This window comes from Streptomyces sp. NPDC094032 (assembly GCF_040303965.1).
Classification (GTDB): Bacteria; Actinomycetota; Actinomycetes; order Streptomycetales; family Streptomycetaceae; genus Streptomyces.
In genome coordinates, this window is record NZ_JBEOUE010000042.1 from 13,123 (window position 1) to 33,173 (window position 20,051).

Genomic DNA, 20,051 nt, shown 5'->3' on the forward strand with positions numbered 1-20,051 from the left:
GCGAGTCGTAACGCCACGGGGGTGCGGGCGATAGTAGAACCCGTGCTCATAAGACTTCTCCGAACCCACCTCCGGCCGTACCGAAAACCGATCGCCCTGCTCGTGGTGCTCCAACTGCTGCAGACCAGCGCCACGCTCTACCTGCCGACCCTGAACGCCGACATCATCGACAACGGTGTCGTCAACGGGGACACCGGCTACATCCTGAAGTTCGGCGCGCTGATGATCGGCGTGTCCGTGGTCCAGGTCGTCTGCAACATCGGGGCCGTCTTCTTCGGGGCGCGCACCGCCTCCGCCCTCGGGCGGGACGTGCGGGCCGCGGTCTTCGACCGGGTGCAGTCCTTCTCGGCCCGCGAGGTCGGGCACTTCGGCGCGCCGTCGCTGATCACCCGGACCACCAACGACGTGCAGCAGGTCCAGATGCTGGTCCTGATGGCGTTCACCCTGATGGTCTCCGCGCCCATCATGTGCGTCGGCGGCATCGTCATGGCGCTCGGCCAGGACGTGCCGCTGTCGGCCGTGCTGCTCGCCGTGGTGCCGGTGCTCGGTATCGCCGTCTCGCTGATCGTCCGGAAGATGCGGCCGCTGTTCCGCACCATGCAGACCCGCCTCGACACCGTGAACCGGGTGCTGCGCGAGCAGATCACCGGCAACCGGGTCATCCGGGCCTTCGTGAAGGACGACTACGAGCGCGAGCGGTTCGAGGGGTCGAACGCCGAGCTGACCGAGGTGTCGATGTCGACCGGGCGGCTGATGGCGCTCATGTTCCCGACCGTGATGACGGTCGTGAACGTGTCGTCGATCGCCGTCGTCTGGTTCGGCGCGCACCGCATCGACAGCGGCGGGATGGAGATCGGCGCGCTGACCGCCTTCCTCGCCTATCTGATGCAGATCGTGATGGCGGTCATGATGGCCACCTTCATGTTCATGATGGTGCCGCGGGCCGAGGTGTGCGCCGAGCGCATCGAGGAGGTCCTGGCGACCGAGTCCAGCGTGGTCCCGCCGGCCGAGCCGGTGACCGAGCTGACGCGGCGCGGGCAGCTGGAGGTCAGGAGCGCGGACTTCCGGTACCCGGGCGCGGAGGAGTCGGTCCTCAAGGACATCGAGCTGGTCGCCCGGCCCGGCGAGACCACCGCGATCATCGGCTCGACCGGCAGCGGCAAGTCGACGCTCCTCGGTCTGGTGCCGCGGCTCTTCGACGTGACCGGCGGCGAGGTCCTCGTCGACGGCGTGGACGTGCGGAAGCTGGATCCCGCGCTGATGGCCCGGACGGTCGGGCTCGTCCCGCAGAAGCCGTATCTGTTCTCCGGGACGGTCGCGACCAACCTGCGGTACGGGAAGCCGGACGCCACCGACGAGGAGCTGTGGCACGCCCTGGAGGTGGCCCAGGCCGCCGACTTCGTGAAGAAGCTGGAGGCCGGGCTGAACGCGCCGATCGCGCAGGGCGGCACGAACGTGTCGGGCGGTCAGCGGCAGCGGCTCGCCATCGCCCGCACGCTGGTGCAGCGGCCCGAGATCTACCTCTTCGACGACTCGTTCTCGGCGCTCGACTACGAGACCGACGCCCTGCTGCGGGCGGCGCTCTCGGCGGAGACCTCCGACGCGACGGTGGTCATCGTCGCGCAGCGCGTGTCGACCATCAGGGACGCCGACCGGATCGTGGTCCTCGACGAGGGCCGGGTCGTGGGCACCGGACGGCACCACGAGCTGATGGCGGAGAACGAGACGTACCGGGAGATCGTGCTCTCCCAGCTGACCGAGGCGGAGGCAGCCTGATGGCCGGTCCACGTATGCCCATGGCCGGGGGCGGCCCGGACTCGAAGTCCATGGACTTCAAGGGCTCCGGCAAGCGGCTGCTCAAGCAGCTGGCGCCGGAGCGGAGCTCGCTGTGGGTGATGCTCGTCGCCGGTGTGCTGTCCGTGGCGGCCTCGGTGGTCGGCCCGAAGATCCTCGGCCGGGCGACCGACCTGATCTTCGCGGGCGTCGTCGGGCGGCAGATGCCCGAGGGCGCCACGAAGGAGCAGGCGCTGGCGGCGCTGCGCGCCAAGGGCGACTCCGGGATGGCGGACATGCTCTCCGGGGTGGACTTCACCCCCGGCAAGGGCATCGACTTCACGGCGGTCGGCGAGGTCCTCGTCCTGGTGCTCGCCGTGTACGTGCTGGCGGGCCTGCTGATGCTGGTCTCCACGCGTATGTCGATCAAGGTGATCAACCGGACCGTGTACCGGATGCGCGAGGACGTCCAGACGAAGCTGGCGCGGCTGCCGCTGTCGTACTTCGACAAGGCCAAGCGCGGTGAGGTGCTGTCCCGGGCGACCAACGACATCGACAACATCTCGCAGACTCTCCAGCAGTCGATGGGCCAGCTGATCAACTCACTGCTGACCATCGTCGGCGTGCTCGTGATGATGTTCTGGATCTCGCCGCTGCTCGCCCTGGTGGCGCTGGTGACGGTGCCGGTGTCGGTGGTGGTGGCCACGAAGATCGGCAAGCGGTCGCAGCCGCACTTCGTGCAGCAGTGGAAGTCCACGGGCAAGCTGAACGCCCATGTGGAGGAGATGTACTCCGGCCACACGCTGGTGAAGGTCTTCGGGCGCCAGGAGGAGTCCGGGCAGGACTTCCACGAGCAGAACGAGGCGCTGTACGAGGCCGGGTTCAAGGCGCAGTTCAACAGCGGCGTGATGCAGCCGGTGATGATGTTCGTGTCGAACCTGAACTACGTCCTGGTGGCCGTGGTCGGCGGTCTGCGGGTGGCGAGCGGCAGCCTGTCCATCGGTGACGTGCAGGCCTTCATCCAGTACTCCCGGCAGTTCTCGATGCCGCTGACGCAGGTCGCCTCGATGGCGAACCTGGTGCAGTCGGGCGTCGCCTCCGCCGAGCGGATCTTCGAGCTGCTCGACGCGGAGGAGCAGGCGCCGGACTCGCCCACGAGCGAGCGCCCGGCGGACCTCAAGGGCAAGGTCGCGCTGGAGGGCGTGTCCTTCCGCTACGAGGCGGACAAGCCGCTCATCGAGGACCTGTCGCTCGCGGTGGAGCCGGGCCAGACGGTCGCCATCGTCGGCCCGACGGGCGCGGGCAAGACGACGCTCGTCAACCTGCTGATGCGGTTCTACGAAGTGACCGGCGGGCGCATCACCCTCGACGGGGTCGACATCGCGAGGATGGCCCGCGAGGACCTGCGGGCCGGGATCGGCATGGTCCTCCAGGACACCTGGCTCTTCGGCGGCACCATCGCCGAGAACATCGCGTACGGCACGACGCGCGAGGTGAGCCGGGCGGAGATCGAGGCGGCGGCGCGGGCCGCGCACGCCGACCGCTTCATCCGCACCCTGCCCGAGGGCTACGACACGGTCATCGACGACGAGGGCGCGGGCGTCAGCGCCGGCGAGAAGCAGCTGATCACCATCGCGCGGGCGTTCCTGTCCGACCCGGTGATCCTGGTCCTCGACGAGGCGACCAGCTCGGTCGACACCCGTACCGAGGTGCTGATCCAGAAGGCGATGGCCCGGCTCGCGCACGGCCGGACCTCGTTCGTGATCGCGCACCGCCTCTCCACCATCCGGGACGCGGACGTGATCCTGGTGATGGAGAACGGCTCGATCGTCGAACAGGGCACGCACGAGGAGCTGTTGTCCTCGGGCGGCGCCTACGCGCGCCTGTACGCGGCGCAGTTCGCGCAGGCGGTCGCCGAGGTGGACTGAGCCGCGGCCCGGGCCGGCTAGTCGAGATAGCCGCGCAGCTGGTCCGCGTAGGCGTGGTCCCGCAGCTTGTTGAGGGTCTTGGACTCGATCTGGCGGATGCGTTCGCGTGTCACGCCGAAGAGCTGTCCGATCTCCTCCAGGGTGCGGGGCCTGCCGTCGTCCAGGCCGTAGCGCAGCTGGACGACCTTGCGTTCGCGTTCGCCGAGGGTGGAGAGCACGGCCTCCAGGTGTTCGCGCAGCAGCAGGAAGGCGGCGGACTCCACGGGGGAGGCGGCGTCGCCGTCCTCGATGAGGTCGCCGAGGGCGACGTCCTCCTCCTCGCCGACGGGGGCGTGCAGCGAGACCGGCTCCTGGGCGAGCCGCAGCACCTCGCCGACCCGTTCGGGGGCGAGGTCGAGCTGGGCGGCGACCTGCTCGGCGGTGGGTTCGCTGCCGTGTTCCTGGAGCATCCGGCGCTGGACGCGGACGACCCGGTTGATGAGCTCGACGACATGGACGGGGACGCGGATGGTCCGGGCCTGGTCGGCGAGGGCCCGGGACATCGCCTGGCGGATCCACCAGGTCGCGTACGTGGAGAACTTGTAGCCGCGCGCGTAGTCGAACTTCTCGACGGCCCTGATCAGGCCGAGGTTGCCCTCCTGGACCAGGTCGAGCATGGTCAGGCCGCGGCCCACGTACCGCTTGGCGACGGAGACGACGAGCCGCAGATTGGCCTCGATGAGGCGGCGTTTGGCGATCCGGCCGAGCACCACGAGCCGGTCCAGGTCGAGCGCGAGCCGGGTGTCCAGGTCGGGGGTGGTGGCCAGCTTCTCCTCGGCGAAGAGCCCGGCCTCGACCCGGCGGGCGAGCTCGACCTCCTCCACGGCGGTGAGCAGGGGGACGCGGCCTATCTCGCGCAGATACTGCCGGAAGAGGTCGGAGGAGGGACCGCTGCCGCCCGGGTCGGCACGGCGGCGCTGGGGCGGCACTTCCGGTTCCTGCTCGACGGCGCCGAGTTCGGCCGGAGAGGGGTCCTGGGACGCGGTGACGGTCTGGGTCTGCACGGGGGGCGACCTCCAGGGTGGGTGATCGCTGCCGATTCGGGGGCGTGACGGCAACGGGACTGCACCGTCACCCAGTGTGGGGTACGACACATCGCCGCCACGAGGGGCGTGCGGTGACTTTTTGAGTCCGGTGCGTGACCGAACGTGCGTCAGAGGGCCGCGGCGCCGTGGTTGCGCAGCGACTGCCCGTACTGGGTGAGGACCCACAGCTCGTTCTGCACGGCCGCCAGCTGTCCCGGGTCCCCGTTGCTGCCGAGGCGGGCCAGGGTGCCCTGGACGTCGCGGATGCGCCGCTCGACGGCGCGCAGCCGGACGGTGACGAGCTGGTCGCCCGCGTACGCCTCGTCGACGTTCCTGGCGAAGACGACCTCGACGGCGAGCTCGGTGACGAGCGCGCGGACGGTGTCGTCGGGCGCCGCCTCGCGGACCGCGTCGAGGTAGTCGGAGGGGGCGTCGGTAGCGCCGCCCGCGTCCTGGACGCACTGGCGGACGGCCGCGTAGGGCGGGGCGGTGAACTCGTCGATCCCGTACGCGTCGAAGGCCGGGGAGACCAGCTCCGGGCGCTGGAGCGCCAGCTTGAGCAGCTCGCGCTCGGTGCGGTGGGCGGGGCTGCGCAGGTTGAGCGCGGGGCCCGCGGGGGCGACGGGGGCCTGGACCTCGCCGTAGGTGCGCTGCTGGCGGGCGCCGTCGCGCGCGGCGCCCTGGTCCTTGCCGCCGCCGCGCTGCCAGCGGGCGATCTGGGCGACCCGGCGGACCACGAACTGGGTGTCGAGGATGCCGAGCATGCCGGCGAGCTGGACGGCGACCTCGTGCTGCGAGGCGACGTTCTTGATCCGGGCGACGATGGGGGCGGCCTCGTCGAGCGCGGCGGCCCGCCCGGACGGGATCTCCAGGTCGTAGCGGTTCACGATCTGGCGCAGGGCGAACTCGAAGAGCGGGGTGCGCGGCTCGGCGAGGTCGGCGACGGCCGCGTCGCCCTTGGCGAGGCGCAGGTCGCAGGGGTCCATGCCGTCGGGGGCGATGGCGATGTACGTCTCGGCGGCGAACTTCTGGTCGTCCTCGAAGGCGCGCAGGGCGGCCTTCTGGCCGGCGGCGTCGCCGTCGAAGGTGAAGATGACGCGGGCCGAGCCGTTGTCCATGAGGAGGCGGCGCAGGATCTTGATGTGGTCGCCGCCGAAGGCGGTGCCGCAGGTGGCGATGGCGGTGGTGACGCCGGCCAGATGGCAGGCCATGACGTCGGTGTAGCCCTCGACGACGACGGCGCGGCTGACCTTGGCGATGTCCTTCTTGGCCAGGTCGATGCCGTAGAGCACCTGGGACTTCTTGTAGATCGGCGTCTCGGGCGTGTTGAGGTACTTGGGCCCGTTGTCGTCCTCGCGCAGCTTGCGGGCGCCGAAGCCGACGACGTCGCCGCCGACGTCCTTGATCGGCCACATGAGCCGGCCGCGGAAGCGGTCGATGGGGCCGCGGCGGCCGTCCTGGGAGAGGCCGGAGACGATCAGCTCGCGGTCGGTGAAGCCCTTGCCGCGCAGGAAGCGGGTGAGGTGGTCCCAGCCGGCCGGGGAGTAGCCGACGCCGAAGTGCTCGGCGGCGGCCTGGTCGAAGCCGCGCTCGGCGAGGAACGCGCGGCCGATCTCGGCCTCGGCGGAGCCGAGTTGCTCGGCGTAGTACTTGGCGGCGGCCTGGTGGGCCTCGACCAGCCGGGTGCGTTCGCCGCGCTGGTGGCCGGGGTTGTAGCCGCCCTCCTCGTAGCGCAGGGTGATGCCCGCCTTCGCGGCGAGGCGCTCGACCGTCTCCGAGAAGGAGAGGTGGTCGATCTTCATCACGAAGGCGATGGTGTCGCCGCCCTCCTGGCAGCCGAAGCAGTGGAAGAGTCCCTTGCTCGGGCTGACCTGGAAGGAGGGCGACTTCTCGTCGTGGAAGGGGCAGAGCCCCTTCAGATTCCCGCCGCCCGCGCTGCGCAGCTGGAGGTACTCGGACACGACGGCGTCGATCGGGACCGCGTCCCGTACCGCCTTCACGTCGTCATCGTTGATCCTGCCTGCCACGCATGAATTCTACGGGGACGCGTCAGGAACTCAGACTCTCCAGGGGTACGGAGGGGTCGGCGAGGGCGTCGGTGTCCACGGCGGCACGGGAGCGGATCAGGCTCTGGATCTGATCTGTGACGTCCCACACATTCACGTTCATGCCGGCGAGCACCCGGCGGTCCTTGAGCCAGAAGGCGATGAACTCCCGCTTCCCGACGTCCCCGCGCAGCACGACCTGGTCGTACGAGCCGGGGGGCGCCCAGCCCGAGTACTCCAGGCCGACGTCGTACTGGTCGGAGAAGAAGTACGGGACCCGGTCGTAGGAGACGTGCTGTCCGAGCATGGCGCGGGCGGCGGCGGGGCCGCCGTTGAGGGCGTTGGCCCAGTGCTCGACGCGGAGCCGGGTGTGCAGCGTCGGGTGGTGGGCGGCGGCGACGTCGCCCGCGGCGAAGATGTCGGGGTCGGAGGTGCGCAGCGACTCGTCGACGGCGACGCCGCCGCCGTCGGCGCGGTCGACGAGGGCGAGCCCGGCGTTCTCGGCAAGGGTGGTGCGCGGGGCGGCGCCGACGGCGGCGAGCACGTCGTGGGCGGGGTGCTCCTCGCCGTCGTCGGTGCGGACGGCGAGGACCATGCCGTCGGAGCCGACGATCTCGGTGAGCTTGACGCCGAAGCGGAAGCGGACGCCGTGCTCGGCGTGCAGGTCGGCGAAGAGCTGGCCGAGCTCGGGGCCGAGGACGTGGTGCAGCGGGGTGGGCGCGGGCTCGATGACGGTGACCTCGGCGCCGTACTCGCGGGCCGCCGCGGCGACCTCCAGACCGATCCAGCCGGCGCCCGCGATCACCAGGTGCCCGTTGTCGCGGCCGAGGGCCTTGAGGACGTGGCGCAGCCGCTCGGCGTGGGCGAGGCGGCGCAGGTGGTGGACGCCGGCGAGGCCGGTGCCGGGGACGTCGAGGCGGCGGGGCTCGGCGCCGGTGGCGAGGAGCAGCTTGTCGTAGCCGATCACGGTGCCGTCGCCGAGGCGGACGGTGCGGGCCTCGCGGTCGATGCTCACGACGGTCTGGCCGAGGTGGAGCTCGACGTCCGCCTGCGCGTACCAGGCGGGCTCGTGCACGAAGACGGAGTCGCGGTCCTCCTTGCCGAGGAGGTAGCCCTTGGAGAGGGGTGGGCGCTCGTAGGGGTGGTCGCGTTCGTCGCCGATGAGGATCACCCGGCCGGTGAACCCCTCGGTGCGGAGTGTCTCCGCCGCCTTGGCTCCGGCGAGTCCTCCGCCGATGATGACGAAGGTCTGATCTGCGTCGACCACGTTCATTCCTCCTCGTTGCGACCGGTTCACTACGCTACGCCCCCCTGCCCGGCCCGGGCCCTGCCACCTCGGGGCGTGCAAGCGAGGGTCCCGCACGAGCCCGGGGCGGGGAAAGAGGGCGAACGGCCCCTGGTCCCCCGGGCGGGCCGCTACGCGCGGGGGGTCCTGAAGCGGGCGTGGAGGCTGCGGGCGGAGGCGTCGGTGAGGGAGGCGATCTGGTCGACGATCACCCGCTTGCGGGAACGGTCGTCCGCCGCGCTGACGAACAGGGCGCGGAACTGCGGGTCGAGCCCCTCGGGGGCGCGGGCGGCGAGCGCCTCGGCGAGCTCGGCGAGGACGATCCGCTGGTCGGCGCGGAGCGCCTCCTGTTCGGCGCGCTGCATCACGTACCGGTCGGCGACGGCCTTGAGGACGGCGCATTCGTTGCGGGTCTCGCGGGGGACGACGAGCTCGGCGCCGTACCGGGTGAGGCGCCCGGAGCCGAAGGCCTGCCGGGTGGCGCCCTCGGCGGCCAGGCAGAAGCGGCCGATGAGCTGGCTGGTGGCGTCCTTGAGGCGGGCCTGGGCGACGGCCGAGCCGTCGTAGCCGTGCGGCCACCAGTCCTGGTCGACGAGCCGGTCGAGGGCGTCGGCGAGCTCCTGCGGGTCGGTGTCCTCGGGTACGTACCTGCCGAGGGCCACGGCCCAGATGTCGGCGCGCTCGGGCTCGGCGAGCAGCATGTTGGGGTCGATGTGCCCGGCGTGCAGGCCGTCCTCGAAGTCGTGCACCGAGTAGGCCACGTCGTCGGACCAGTCCATCACCTGGGCCTCGAAGCACTTGCGGTGGGCCGGGGAGCCGGCCCGGATCCACTCGAAGACCGGCAGGTCGTCCTCGTACACGCCGAACTTGGGCGAGCCGGGGTCGGTGGGGTGGCCGCCGCGCTCCCAGGGGTACTTGGTGGCGGCGTCGAGGGTGGCGCGGGTGAGGTTGAGGCCGACGCTGAGGGGCCGGCCGGTGTCGGGGTCGGCGATGAAGCGCTTGGGCTCGATACGGGTGAGCAGGCGCAGCGACTGGGCGTTGCCCTCGAAGCCGCCGCAGTCCTTGGCGACGTCGTTGAGGGCCTGCTCGCCGTTGTGCCCGAAGGGCGGGTGGCCCATGTCGTGGGCGAGGCAGGCGGCCTCGACGAGGTCGGGGTCGCAGCCGAGCGCGGCGCCGAGCTCGCGCCCGACCTGGGCGCACTCCAGGGAGTGGGTGAGCCGGGTCCGGGGGCTGGCGTCCCAGGCGTGGCTGAGCGTCCCGGGCGTGACGACCTGCGTCTTGCCGGCGAGCCTGCGCAGCGCGGCGGAGTGCAGGACCCGGGCCCGGTCACGCTGGAAGGCGGTCCGCCCGGGGCGTTTGTCGGGCTCGGCGGCCCAGCGCTCGGTGTCGTCGGTGTCGTAGCCCGGGGTGCCGTCGGTGGAGCCGGGGTGGTCGGTGGAGCCGGGGTAGTCGGTGTGGTCGGTGCCGTTGATGTCTCCGATGCCTTCCATGCACCGAAGGTAACCGGCGGCACGGACAACCGGGACTAACTGGCGGTGAGTTCCCGTTGGGGGGGCGGGTCAGGGCCTGTCCGACGGGTCAGGGGCGGATGGGCCGGGGCGTCCGGTGCGGCTCTAACCGGAGGCGAGTTCCCGCTGGGGCGCGCGGGACAGGGCCTGGTCGTAGCGGTGCAGGACCAGGCGGGCCAGGGCCGGGTGGGGGCCCAGTGGGGCCGAGGCGATCCAGGGGGCGTGGGCGGCGGCGCGGGTGGCGAAGAGGCCGGGGGCGGTGAAGCAGGAGGCGACGGCGACCCGGTGGCGGCCGCGGGCGGCCAGCGCGCGCAGGGCCTCGGGGACGGTGGGGGTGGCGGCCGAGGCGTACGCGGGGACGACGGGCACGCCGCCGAGGCGCTCGCCGAGCAGCACGGCGAGCGCGCGGATGTCGGCGCCGGACGCCGGGGCCCGCGACCCGGCCGCGGCCAGGACCACGCCGTCGGCCCCCGACGTCCACCCGGCCTCGTCGAGCCGCTCCGCGAGCGCCTCGACGAGCAGCGGGTGCGGGCCGAGCGGGGCGGCGACCCTGGTGCCGGGCGCGAGCGCGGCGGCGGCGGGCAGGTCGTGCTCGACGTGGTGGCCACGGGCGAGGAGCAGCGGCACGAGCACGGCCTCTCCCGCCCCCTCGGCGAGCACGTCGTCAAGCAGCGGGGCGTTCAGCCCGAGGTGCGCGAGCCGGACGTCGAGCCCCGGGCGCAGTTCGCGGACCCGGTCGACGAGGAGGCGCAGGGTGGCGGCGGCACGGGGGTCCCGGCTGCCGTGGCCGACGGCTATCAGCGCGGGCGGGCGCGGCACCGGCCGCACCTGCCGCAGCCGCTCGCCGAGCCGACTCCCGATCCGGCCGAGCAACTCGACACTTCCGGCGAGGCCGAGATCCGGCTCGTACGTCGTCATGCGGCCAGCCTGCCGGGGGGAGATTGCCTGGCCGTTTCACCGGGGTCACGGGCGTGCGCGGGGGGGGCAGGCCGTGAGCGCCTCCGCCGGGACCGCCATCCACACCGTCAGCGGGCCGAGTTCCTCGAAGCCCACGTCCTTCGCCGCCGCGAGGTCGTCGCCCGATTCGTAGCCGACGACCGGGAGGCCGGGGGTGGCGGCGGCGAGGGCGCCTGCCCAGGCCAGGGAGATGGGGATGTCGTCGGCCGTGAAGAGGTTGGAGACGCCGGTGACGCCGGCCGACTCGGTGAGGACGGCGCCGCCGAGGACCCGGCCGCCGACGTCGTACGCGCCGACGATCGTGGTCGACGGGTCGGCGAGGAGTTCGGGCCGGATCAGGGCCGCGTCCTCGGCGTCGTCGCCGCTCCAGGCGCGTGCCCAGGCGGCCAGCTCGGCCTCGGTGGTGACGCGGCGGTGGCCCGCGGTGATCGGGAGGCCGGGGCGGTCGGCGGGGCGGTGGATCCAGCGCGCGGTGAAGAGCCGCCGGAAGCCCGGGCCGAGGTCGAGGCGGCCGTAGCTGTCCTTCACGGACGCCCCGGGCCTGCCGAGGTCGACGCCGTCGAGCACGTCCTCGGCCGTCGCGTCCTCGCTCAGGGTGACCGCGTCCGGGTAGTAGGGCGGGGTGCGGCGCGGGTTGGTCCAGGCGCGGGCGCCGAAGGAGCCGGGGAGGCCGTGGGCGCGGCACAGGGTGTCGCACCAGTCGGCGTTGTTGCGGACGGCTGCCGCGAGGAGGGTGGTGGCGTCGGTGATCACGGACGGATCGTACGGAGGTCGGGTCCGTCTCCTCTCCTCTTTTTTCCTTCCGGATCTCGGAATATCTTTTCCGGCATGAGAATGCCCCCCGCGTCCCTCCCCCGGCGCCTCACCGCCGAGTTCACCGGCACCGCCGCCCTCGTCGCCGTCATCGTCGGCTCCGGCATCCGCGCCGACTCCCTCAGTCAGGACATCGGCGTCCGACTGCTCGCCAACGCCCTCGCCTCCGCCCTCGGCCTCGGCCTGCTCATCGCCCTCCTCGGCCCGCTCTCCGGCGCCCACTTCAACCCCGTCGTCACCCTCTCCGAATGGTGGTCGCGCCGCCACGACGGCGGGCACGGCGGCGCCGAGGCCCTCGGATACATCGGCGCCCAGCTCACCGGCGCCGTCGCGGGCGCCCTGCTCGCCGAGGCGATGTTCGGGCGGGCCCCCGGCACCCTCGCCACCGAGCCGCGCGCCGAACCCCACCTCCTGCTCGGCGAGGCCGTCGCCACCGCCGGACTCGTCCTCGTCGTCCAGGGCCTGCGCCGCATCGGCCGCCCCTCCCTCGCCCCCGTCGCCGTCGCCGGCTACATCGGCGCCGCGATCTGGTTCACCTCCTCCGGCTCCTTCGCCAACCCGGCGGCCACCCTCGGCCGCGCCTTCTCCGACTCCCTCACCGGCATCGCCCCCGGCTCCGTCCCCGCCTTCGCCGCCGCCCAGTTGCTCGGCATGCTGCTCGGGATGGGACTCGCGGCCGTGCTCTACGGGACGGCGCGCGAGGCCCGGACCGGCGCGGCGGGTGAACCGAACGCCGTTCCCGCGCGTCGGAACAGGTGACCGACCCCGCACCACCCACGGAGGACCCCCATGCGCGGCGTACGCCTGCCGCTCCCCCGGACCACCCGGGCCCGCCGCCGCACCGTCCAGGCCGTCATGCTCGGCGCCGTCCTCGCCCTCGCCCCCGCCACCTGGATGCACACCACCACCGGGGACCGGCTGCGGACCACCGCCGACGTGCCCGCGCAGGACGTCGGCGTCGTCTTCGGCGCCGGACTGTGGAAGGGGCGCCCCACCCCGTACCTCGCGCACCGTCTCGACGCCGCCGCCGAGCTCTACCGCACCGGCAAGGTCCGGGTGCTGCTCGTCACCGGCGACAACAGCCGCACCGAGTACGACGAACCGAGCGCCATGCGCACGTACCTCGCCGCCCGAGGCGTCCCCGACGACAAGGTCGTCAGCGACTACGCCGGCTTCGACACCTGGGACTCCTGCGTCCGCGCCAAGAAGATCTTCGGCGTGGACCGGGCCGTCCTCGTCACCCAGGACTTCCACATCAAGCGGGCCGTCGCCCTCTGCGACGCGGCCGGCGTCGAGTCGTACGGCGTCGGGGTCGCCGAACCCCACGACTCCGTCTGGTACTACGGCACCACCCGCGAGCTCGCCGCCGCCGGGAAGGCCGCCCTCGACGCGGCCCTGCGCCCCGACCCGCACTTCCTCGGCGCCCGCGAGGACGGCGTCACCAAGGCCCTCGCCGCCTCACCCCGCACCCGCCCCTGACCTGAGCGCCTGGCACCCCGCCCGTAATGCGGCGGGAGTCCGTCCGTAACACCCCGCCCGCACGCTCGGACCATGTCCGAAGCCGGCACCGTCCCCACCCACTGCCCCTACTGCGCCCTCCAGTGCGGCATGAACCTGCGCCCCACCCCGGGCGCGGAACTCCCCGTGGAGGTGGTCGAGCGCCCCGACTTCCCTGTCAACCGGGGCGCGCTGTGCGGCAAGGGCCGCACCGCGCCCGCCGTGCTCTCCTCCCGGGTCAGGCTCACCGAGCCACTGGTCCGTGACCCGCGCACAGGGCTACTGACGCCCGCCACCTGGGAAGAGGCGCTCGCCGCCGTCGCCGACGGGCTGCGCCGCGCCCGCGCCGGGCACGGACCCGACGCCGTGGGCGTCTTCGGCGGCGGCGGGCTCACCAACGAGAAGGCGTACGCGCTCGGCAAGTTCGCCCGGGTCGTCCTCGCCACCTCGCAGATCGACTACAACGGGCGCTTCTGCATGTCCTCCGCGGCCGCCGCCCACCAGCGCGCCTTCGGCCTCGACCGGGGCCTGCCCTTCCCCCTGGAGGACGTCCCGAGGACCGGCTGCGTGATCCTCGTCGGCTCCAACCTCGCCGAGACCATGCCCCCCGCCCTGCGCTACCTCACCGAACTCAAGGCCAACGGCGGCAGGCTGATCGTCGTCGACCCGCGCCGCACCCGCACCGCCGAACAGGCCGACCTCCACCTCGCGCCCCGCCCCGGCACCGACCTCGCGCTCGCCCTCGGCCTGCTCCACCTCGTCGTCGCCGAGGGCCGGGTCGACGAGGAGTTCGTCGCCGCCCGCACCGACGGCTGGCCCGCCGCCCGCGCCGGGGCCATGGACCACTGGCCCGAGCGGGTGGAACGCCTCACCGGCATCCCCGTACCCCAACTCCGCGCAGCCGTACGGATGTTCTGCGAAGCCGACAGCGGCATGGTGCTCACCGCGCGCGGCCCCGAGCAGCAGTCCAAGGGCACCGACACCGTCGGCGCCTGGATCAACCTCTGCCTCGCCACCGGCCGGGCCGGCCGCCCGCTCAGCGGCTACGGCTGCCTCACCGGCCAGGGCAACGGCCAGGGCGGGCGCGAACACGGCCAGAAGGCCGACCAGCTCCCCGGCTACCGGTCGATCACCGACCCGGCGGCCCGCGCCCACGTCGCCGGGGTCTGGGGCGTCGCGCCCGAGTCCCTGCCGGGGCCCGGCCGCAGCGCGTACGAACTCCTCGACGCCCTCGGCGGCGACATCAAGGCCCTGCTCCTGATGGGCTCCAACCCGGTCGTCTCCGCGCCCCGCGCCGCGCACGTCGAGGAGCGGCTGCGGTCCCTCGACTTCCTGGCCGTCGCCGACGTCGTCCGCTCCGAGACGGCCGAACTCGCCGACGTCGTCCTGCCGGTGACCCAGTGGGCCGAGGAGACCGGCACCACGACCAGCCTGGAGGGCAGGGTGCTGCTGCGCCGCCGCGCCCTCACCCCGCCGCCGGGCGTCCGCACCGACCTGGAGGTGCTGCACGGGCTCGCCGCGCTCCTCGGCCGGGAGAAGGGCTTCCCGACCGACCCGGAGGAGGTCTTCGACGAGCTGCGGCGCGCCTCGGCGGGCGGCACCGCCGACTACGCGGGCATCGACTACCGCCGCGTCGAGGAGGAGCGGGGCGTCTTCTGGCCCTGCCCCGGCACCGGCCCCGGCGAGCCGCCGCACCCCGGCACCCCCCGCCTCTTCCTCGACCGCTTCGCGACGCCCGACGGACGGGCCCGCTTCGTCCCCGTCACGCACCGCCCGGCGGCGGAGGAGACCGACGCCGACTACCCCGTGGTCCTCACCACCGGCCGGGTCGTCTCCCAGTACCAGTCCGGCGCCCAGACCCGGCGGGTCCCCGAGCTGAACGCCGCCGCGCCCGGCCCCTTCGTGGAGCTGCACCCCCGGCTCGCCGCCCGCGTCGGCGTCATGGACGGCGAGCCGGTCGTGGTGCGCTCACGGCGCGGGACGGCGGTCGCCCCCGCCCGGATCACCACCGCGATCCGGCCCGACACCGTCTTCATGCCCTTCCACTGGGCGGGCGAGGGCCGCGCCAACACCCTGACCAACCCGGCGCTCGACCCGGTGTCCAAGATGCCCGAGTTCAAGGTCTGCGCGGTCCGCCTGGAGCGCGCGCCGACCGACGCCACGGGCTCTACGGGCGCTACGGGCCCGGGCTCTACGGGCGCCTGAACCAGTCCCCGCTCGCGATCACCGGCCCCAGCGGCGCGCCGGGCGCCGCCACGTACACCCAGGCGGGCACGCACACCCCGTCCCCGGACCGCACCACCTCCCGCACGACCCGCTCGTACCCGGCGGGCTCCTCCAACCGGTCGAGTACGCCGAGCAGTTCGCCGTACCGCCCGGGCGCGGCCGTCAGGAGCGCGCCCGCGACCCGGCCCTCGCCCGGCACCGCGAACGGATAGCCGGGCCCGTCGTGCAGCAGCGCCCCGGGCAGCACGGCGTCCTCCTCGGCGCCGGTGCGGCCGAGCAGGAAACGGTCGTGGTTGTACGCGCCCGGGCGCAGCGTCCCGTAGACGAAGAAGGGCAGGTCGCCGGGGGTCACGGCGCGGCGGTCTCCCGCTCGACCCAGCGCGCGTAGTCGGCGCTCGCCCGCGCCACCGGGGCCGCGAGGATCTCGGGTGTCTCGTAGGAGTGCGCGGCGGTCAGATGCTCCTCCAGGGCCGCGTACCGCCCCTCGGTGGTCTTGAACTCCACCTGCCACTCCTCGGCGCTCTCCACGGCGCCCTGCCACCAGTACACGGAGGTGACCGGTCCGGAGACCTGCGCGCAGGCGGCGAGCCGGGCCTCGACGGCGCCACGGGCCAGCGCCTCGGCCCCGGCGCGGGAGTCGGTGGTGGTGCGGACGGTGAGGATCACCCGCCCACCGTACGGCAGGGCGGTGTGGCGCGGGCCCCGGACGGGAGGAGGGCGCGCTCGTCGGCTGTGAAGTCCCGGTCGAGGCCGTTGCGGCAGAGGGCCTTCGCCATCTCCTCGGGGCGCAGGTCGAGCGCCTGGTACCAGCCGTCCCCGGCGGCGAGCAGCCGGGTCCCGCGCACGTCGAGGCCAAGGTGTCCGGGCAGCGGGAGTTCGGCGAGCAGGCGGCCGGTCGCCGCGTCCCAGAAGCGGGGGTCGCCGGTCGTGCCCGATGTGACGAGCAGGCCGCCGGGGCCGGTGCCGATGAGCCGGGTGAAGGTGTCGCCGGTCGCCAGGGGCCGTGCGGCGGGGTGGCCCGTGTCCGCGTCCCACTGGCGCACGAAGCCGTCCGGGTGGGAGGTGGCGAGAGTGCGGCCGTCGGGCCCGAAGAGCAGGTAGGGCGGGAGTGTGAGGTCGAAGGAGTACGTGAGGGGGCCGACGGAGAAGGTCCGCAGTCGGGTGCCGGTGTTCAGGTCCCAGAGCTGGACGCGGCCGTCCCCGGTGTCGGGGCCCCGCACCACGGCGACCTGGCCGGGGTGGCCCGGGCGGGCGCGGAGCTGTCCGTACGCCCGGGGGAACCCGCTCGCCTCGGCCGCCGTCCTGGGCCCGAGATCGACGCGCCCGCCCGAGGAGCGGCCGGTGGTGGCGGAGTAGCGGGCGAGGCGCCCGGCGGAGGTGAGGACGGCCACGTCGCTGCCGTCGAGCGGTTCGACGGCCTCCACCACGTCGGTGTCCGGGTCCCAGCCGTCCAGGCGGAAGTCGACCCGTCGGCGCGGGTCCGCCGCCGCGAAGGCCGCGAGCCCGCCCCGCTGTTCCAGCACCACCCAGCGGGAGTCGGCGGTCCAGAACGGGATGGAGTGGCCGCTGCTGCGCCGCTGCGGCACGCGCCGGGCGCGGCCGGTGGCGGTGGTCACGATCTCCAGGAAGTCCTCCCCGCCCCGGGCGAGCCGGGTGCCGTCCGGGGAGAGCGCGCCGTCGACCGGCTCGCGGGCGGCACCGGGTGCGGGCAGCGCCTCCACCGGGTCGGCGCGGGCGGTGAGCAGCGCGTCCTTGACGGGGAGCAGCACGGTGACGCTCCGCCCGGGGCCCGGGACCACCGCGAGCAGGCCCCCGAGGTCCTCCGTGCTCGGGACCGTGGTCCGGTAGCGGCGGCCCGTGGCCACCTGGACCAGGTGCGCCTCCTGGCGGCCTTCCGCGCTGCCTCCGTCGGGCGTGGTCACGACGTACTCGCCCGTGCGGTCCAGTTCCTTCACCTCGTCGACCACCGGGTCGAGGCGCAGGGCCGGGCCCGGCGCGCCGTTCGTGGCCAGGACCCGCGCGGGGCTGCCCACGACGAGCCGTTCGCCGTCCGAGGCGAGCGCGGCCGACTGAAAGCCCGCGCCCGGGAAGGACCGGAGCTCGCGGCCGGTGGCGAGCTCGCGGACCACGGTGGTGGTGTCCCCCTCCGCCTCCGGCAGGAACACGACCTGTCCGGGATCCGAGGTGAAGGCGACGGACCTCGGGTCTCCCGGGACCAGTCCGGGTGCGACGGGCAGCGGCCGACCCGAGGCGGTCTCCCAGGCGGAGAGTGCCGCGTGGCGGTCCCCCGGCCCGGTGGCCCCGGTCCCGTCGTAGAAGGACAGCATCCGCAGCAGGCGGCGCCCGTCGGAGCTGAAGTCCATCTGGACGCCGCCGACCTTGCGGCCGCGCGCGTCGGCGGAGCGCAGTTCGCGGGGCGGGCGGCCGGGTCCGTCGCCGGTCAGGTCCCACAGCCACACCGTGCCGTCCCCGTGCGCGACGGCGAAGCTCCGTCCGTCGGGGGCGAGTTCGGTGGAGCCGTGCGTGCCGATGTCCTCCATGGCCTTCTCGGGGATGTGCGCCAGGAGCCGGGAGCGGGGGCTGTCCCCGGCCGGGCCGGTGAGCACGGACACCGCCCGGTAGGTGCCGTCGTCGAGGAGCGAGAGGACCGCCGCGGTCCGCCCGTCCGGCGTGACGTCCAGCCGCTGGAAGGCCCCGGGCCACAGGCCCGGACGGCTGCCGGTCAGGTACTGGCCGCGCGCGTACTGGCGGAGCAGCGCGCCGTACGTCTCGGGGCTGGGGTCCGTCGCGCGGGCGGCGAGGGCCAGTTGGAGGGCCGTCGCCTGCCCGGTGGCCTCCTGCCGGAGGGAGACGTCGGCGAGGATACGGGCGGCCTGCGCGCGCAACTGGCCCTGGTACCGGGCGTTGTTGTCCAGCGCCCAGCCCGCGAAGCCGCCGGCGATCAGGGCGAGCACGGCGAAGACGGCGATCGCCGTGTACAGCCTGCGGGTGCCACGGCGGGCCTGCCGGTCGCCGAGGAGGATGTACCCCCGCTCCGCCTCCCCGACGTCCTCCGGATGCCGGCCCAGCCGGTCGAGGGCGGTGGCGAGGCTGGAGCCGCGCAGGAGGGCGGCCGGTTCGTGGTCCTGGGCCCGCCAGCGGGCGAGGTCGCGGCGCAGTTGCTCCTGCCAGGCGCGGAAGTCGCGGGTGTCGGTGAGCCAGTCGCGGAGCCGGGGCCAGAGGGTGGTCAGGGACTCGTGGGCGAGCTCGACGGTCTCGGCGGCGCCGCCCGGCGCGTCCTCGTCGCCCGCCGTCCCCAGGACGACCAGCTTCGTCGGGGCGAGCCGCCGGGCGAGGGCCGCGAGAGCGGGGTCGAGCTCGGCGGTGCGGGCCGGGCGGCGGGCGAAGTGGCCGTCGGGCGCGGGGCGGGCGAGCTGGACGAACAGGCGGCGGGCCAGGGGCTCTTCGCCGGGCCCGAGCAGCTCCGCGAGGGCCTCCTCCGCGTAGCCGACGAGGGCGCCCGCGACCCCGCCGACGGCGTCGTACGCGGCATGGGTGAGCAGGCCGCCCTCGCGGGCCTCCCACAGGCGGGTGAGGGCGAACTCGACCAGCGGCATCCGGCCGGGCTCCTCGCCCGCGTCGGCGACGATCCGTTCGGGCAGGCCCGGCTCGAACCACAGTCCGGGCAGGGCGGCGACCGGTCCGGTCACGGCCCGCAGCAGGCCCTCGGCGGAGAGCGGGGCGAGCAGGCGGGTGGCGTCGCTGAGCACGTCGGCGGCCTCGGGGGTGACGAGGGCGCCCAGGGTCTCGGCCCGGGCGGTGGCCACCACCCGTAACGCGGGGCGGCCCGGCTGTCCGGCGCCGAGGGCGACGAGGAGCCGGGTCAGCGCGCGGGCGGCGGCGGGGTCGGCCGCCGCGTACTCCTCCAGCTGGTCCACGAAGAGGACGTGTCCGGCCGCGCCCGCGTGGGCGAGGACCCGGTCCCGTAACGCGGCCGGCAGGGTGTCCGCCGTGTCGAGGAGCCGGGTGAGCTCGGCCGTCTCGCGCAGTCGGGCGACCTCGCCGAGGCCCGGTGCGAGGCCGGGCGCGAGGGCGCGGGCCAGGACGGCGGCGGGGCGGGTGCCGGGGACGGCGCGGAGCTCGCGGACGGTGGTCCCGGCGGCCCGGAGCGCGGGCAGCAGCCCGGCCCTGACGAGGGAGGACTTGCCGGAGCCGGAGGGGCCGACGACGAGGGTCAGGGGGCGGCGGGCGACGGCGGCCAGCAGGTGCCGGGTCTCGTCCTCGCGCCCGTGGAAGACGTCGGCGTCCGCCTCGGTGAAGGGGGCGAGGCCGCGGAAGGGGCTGCGCGGCGGGAGGACGGCCGGGTCGAGCAGGGCGCCGAGGGGGATGAGGTACGCGGTGGTCGAGCCGGTGGCGCCGTCGGCGGCGACCGTCATGCCGACGACGCCCCGCTGGGTCTCGTCCCACACGGGGGTGCCGCTGAAGCCGGGGACGATCCGCTGCCCGGACGGGTCGGTCTCCATCTGGACCCAGCCCTCGCCCTGCGGGCCGCGCAGGGTGCCGGTGGCCCAGACGCCGCCGTCGGAGTGGGCGGGGAAGCCGAGGGCCCGGAAGGGGTGCTGCCACAGCCGCGTGCCGTCGCCGTCGGCGGGCGGGACCGGGCGGCTGCCGGGGACGGGGGCGTCGAGGCGGAGCAGGGCGATGTCGGCGTCCGCGCGCCAGGTCAGGACGGTCGCCCGGGCCCGGTGGCCGCCCATGAGGGGGAAGTCGACGGGGACATGGCCCTCCGGCGGCTCCTCGGGGACGCCGGACTCCTCCCCCGTCGCCCCGGCGACGACATGGGCGCAGGTCGCCACCGTGTCCTCGGCCACGAGGAAGCCCGCCCCGGCCACCTGGCCGGAGCGGGTGCGGACCCGGACGAGCGAACGGGCCAGGGTCTCTTCCTCGTGGACGGCGGCCACGGCGGTCCCCCCTCG

14 protein-coding genes are annotated in these 20,051 nt (G+C 74.2%); 5 read left to right on the forward strand and 9 right to left on the reverse strand.

What is annotated here, in order from left to right; genetic code table 11:
• Positions 1-42 precede the first annotated feature (42 nt).
• Both ABTZ54_RS34065 and ABTZ54_RS34070 read left to right on the forward strand, forming a co-directional pair.
• Positions 43-1,776, forward strand: a complete 1,734-nt coding sequence (locus ABTZ54_RS34065) for an ABC transporter ATP-binding protein (protein WP_351671266.1) — start codon at positions 43-45, stop codon at positions 1,774-1,776.
• Complete coding sequence (locus tag ABTZ54_RS34070; RefSeq protein WP_351671269.1) at positions 1,776-3,701, forward strand: ABC transporter ATP-binding protein; 1,926 nt, start codon at positions 1,776-1,778, stop codon at positions 3,699-3,701. The genes ABTZ54_RS34065 and ABTZ54_RS34070 overlap by 1 nt, the downstream gene beginning before the upstream one ends.
• Before the next feature lie 17 nt (positions 3,702-3,718).
• On the opposite strand, the gene ABTZ54_RS34075 is transcribed toward ABTZ54_RS34070, so the two are convergent.
• From ABTZ54_RS34075 to ABTZ54_RS34100, 6 genes are all read right to left on the reverse strand, one after another.
• Positions 3,719-4,798 carry an RNA polymerase sigma factor gene (locus ABTZ54_RS34075; RefSeq protein WP_502997365.1) on the reverse strand — a complete coding sequence of 360 codons (1,080 nt, stop codon included), beginning with the start codon at positions 4,796-4,798 and terminating at the stop codon, positions 3,719-3,721.
• A 95-nt stretch (positions 4,799-4,893) separates the two neighbouring features.
• Positions 4,894-6,792, reverse strand: coding sequence for a DNA primase (dnaG, locus tag ABTZ54_RS34080; protein WP_351671275.1), 1,899 nt, complete (start codon positions 6,790-6,792; stop codon positions 4,894-4,896).
• Between the two features lie 22 nt (positions 6,793-6,814).
• On the reverse strand, positions 6,815-8,077 hold the full coding sequence (locus ABTZ54_RS34085; protein WP_351671278.1) for an NAD(P)/FAD-dependent oxidoreductase: 1,263 nt from the start codon (positions 8,075-8,077) through the stop codon (positions 6,815-6,817).
• Between the two features lie 149 nt (positions 8,078-8,226).
• Entirely contained in the window at positions 8,227-9,585 is a 1,359-nt protein-coding gene (locus ABTZ54_RS34090; protein WP_351671281.1) for a deoxyguanosinetriphosphate triphosphohydrolase, read from the reverse strand.
• Positions 9,586-9,708: 123 nt separating this feature from the next.
• Positions 9,709-10,521: a sirohydrochlorin chelatase gene (locus tag ABTZ54_RS34095; RefSeq protein ID WP_351671284.1), complete on the reverse strand. Its 813-nt coding sequence runs from the start codon at positions 10,519-10,521 to the stop codon at positions 9,709-9,711.
• 45 nt (positions 10,522-10,566) lie between these two features.
• Positions 10,567-11,313: a hypothetical protein gene (locus ABTZ54_RS34100; RefSeq protein WP_351671287.1), complete on the reverse strand. Its 747-nt coding sequence runs from the start codon at positions 11,311-11,313 to the stop codon at positions 10,567-10,569.
• 75 nt (positions 11,314-11,388) lie between these two features.
• Here ABTZ54_RS34100 and ABTZ54_RS34105 point away from each other — a divergent pair, with 75 nt between their 5' ends.
• The 3 genes from ABTZ54_RS34105 to ABTZ54_RS34115 all read left to right on the forward strand — a co-directional run bounded on the left by ABTZ54_RS34105 (position 11,389) and on the right by ABTZ54_RS34115 (position 15,075).
• A complete protein-coding gene (locus ABTZ54_RS34105; protein WP_351671290.1) occupies positions 11,389-12,132 on the forward strand; it encodes an aquaporin in 744 nt (247 codons plus the stop codon).
• 30 nt (positions 12,133-12,162) lie between these two features.
• Entirely contained in the window at positions 12,163-12,852 is a 690-nt protein-coding gene (locus tag ABTZ54_RS34110) for a SanA/YdcF family protein (RefSeq protein ID WP_351671293.1), read from the forward strand.
• Positions 12,853-12,924: 72 nt separating this feature from the next.
• Positions 12,925-15,075 (forward strand): molybdopterin oxidoreductase family protein, encoded by a 2,151-nt coding sequence (locus ABTZ54_RS34115; protein ID WP_351671296.1) that lies wholly within the window; start codon positions 12,925-12,927, stop codon positions 15,073-15,075.
• Here ABTZ54_RS34115 and ABTZ54_RS34120 read toward each other — a convergent pair.
• From ABTZ54_RS34120 to ABTZ54_RS34130, 3 genes are read right to left on the reverse strand one after another with little or no spacing between them, the layout of a single operon-like run.
• Complete coding sequence (locus ABTZ54_RS34120) at positions 15,062-15,448, reverse strand: gamma-glutamylcyclotransferase family protein (RefSeq protein ID WP_351671299.1); 387 nt, start codon at positions 15,446-15,448, stop codon at positions 15,062-15,064. The genes ABTZ54_RS34115 and ABTZ54_RS34120 overlap by 14 nt on opposite strands.
• Positions 15,445-15,762 carry a divalent-cation tolerance protein CutA gene (cutA, locus tag ABTZ54_RS34125; protein WP_351671302.1) on the reverse strand — a complete coding sequence of 106 codons (318 nt, stop codon included), beginning with the start codon at positions 15,760-15,762 and terminating at the stop codon, positions 15,445-15,447. The genes ABTZ54_RS34120 and cutA overlap by 4 nt, the downstream gene beginning before the upstream one ends.
• On the reverse strand, positions 15,759-20,036 hold the full coding sequence (locus tag ABTZ54_RS34130) for an nSTAND1 domain-containing NTPase (RefSeq protein ID WP_351671305.1): 4,278 nt from the start codon (positions 20,034-20,036) through the stop codon (positions 15,759-15,761). The genes cutA and ABTZ54_RS34130 overlap by 4 nt, the downstream gene beginning before the upstream one ends.
• Between the last annotated feature and the right edge of the window lie 15 nt (positions 20,037-20,051).

What these genes read in the sequence shown, in the direction of transcription:
- ABTZ54_RS34070 (WP_351671269.1), top strand. Translation starts at nt 1,776, where the DNA reads ATGGCCGGTCCACGTATGCCCATGGCCGGGGGCGGCCCGGACTCGAAG.
- ABTZ54_RS34090 (WP_351671281.1), bottom strand. Translation starts at nt 9,585, where the DNA reads ATGGAAGGCATCGGAGACATCAACGGCACCGACCACACCGACTACCCC.
- ABTZ54_RS34095 (WP_351671284.1), bottom strand. Translation starts at nt 10,521, where the DNA reads ATGACGACGTACGAGCCGGATCTCGGCCTCGCCGGAAGTGTCGAGTTG.
- ABTZ54_RS34105 (WP_351671290.1), top strand. Translation starts at nt 11,389, where the DNA reads ATGAGAATGCCCCCCGCGTCCCTCCCCCGGCGCCTCACCGCCGAGTTC.
- ABTZ54_RS34110 (WP_351671293.1), top strand. Translation starts at nt 12,163, where the DNA reads ATGCGCGGCGTACGCCTGCCGCTCCCCCGGACCACCCGGGCCCGCCGC.
- ABTZ54_RS34115 (WP_351671296.1), top strand. Translation starts at nt 12,925, where the DNA reads ATGTCCGAAGCCGGCACCGTCCCCACCCACTGCCCCTACTGCGCCCTC.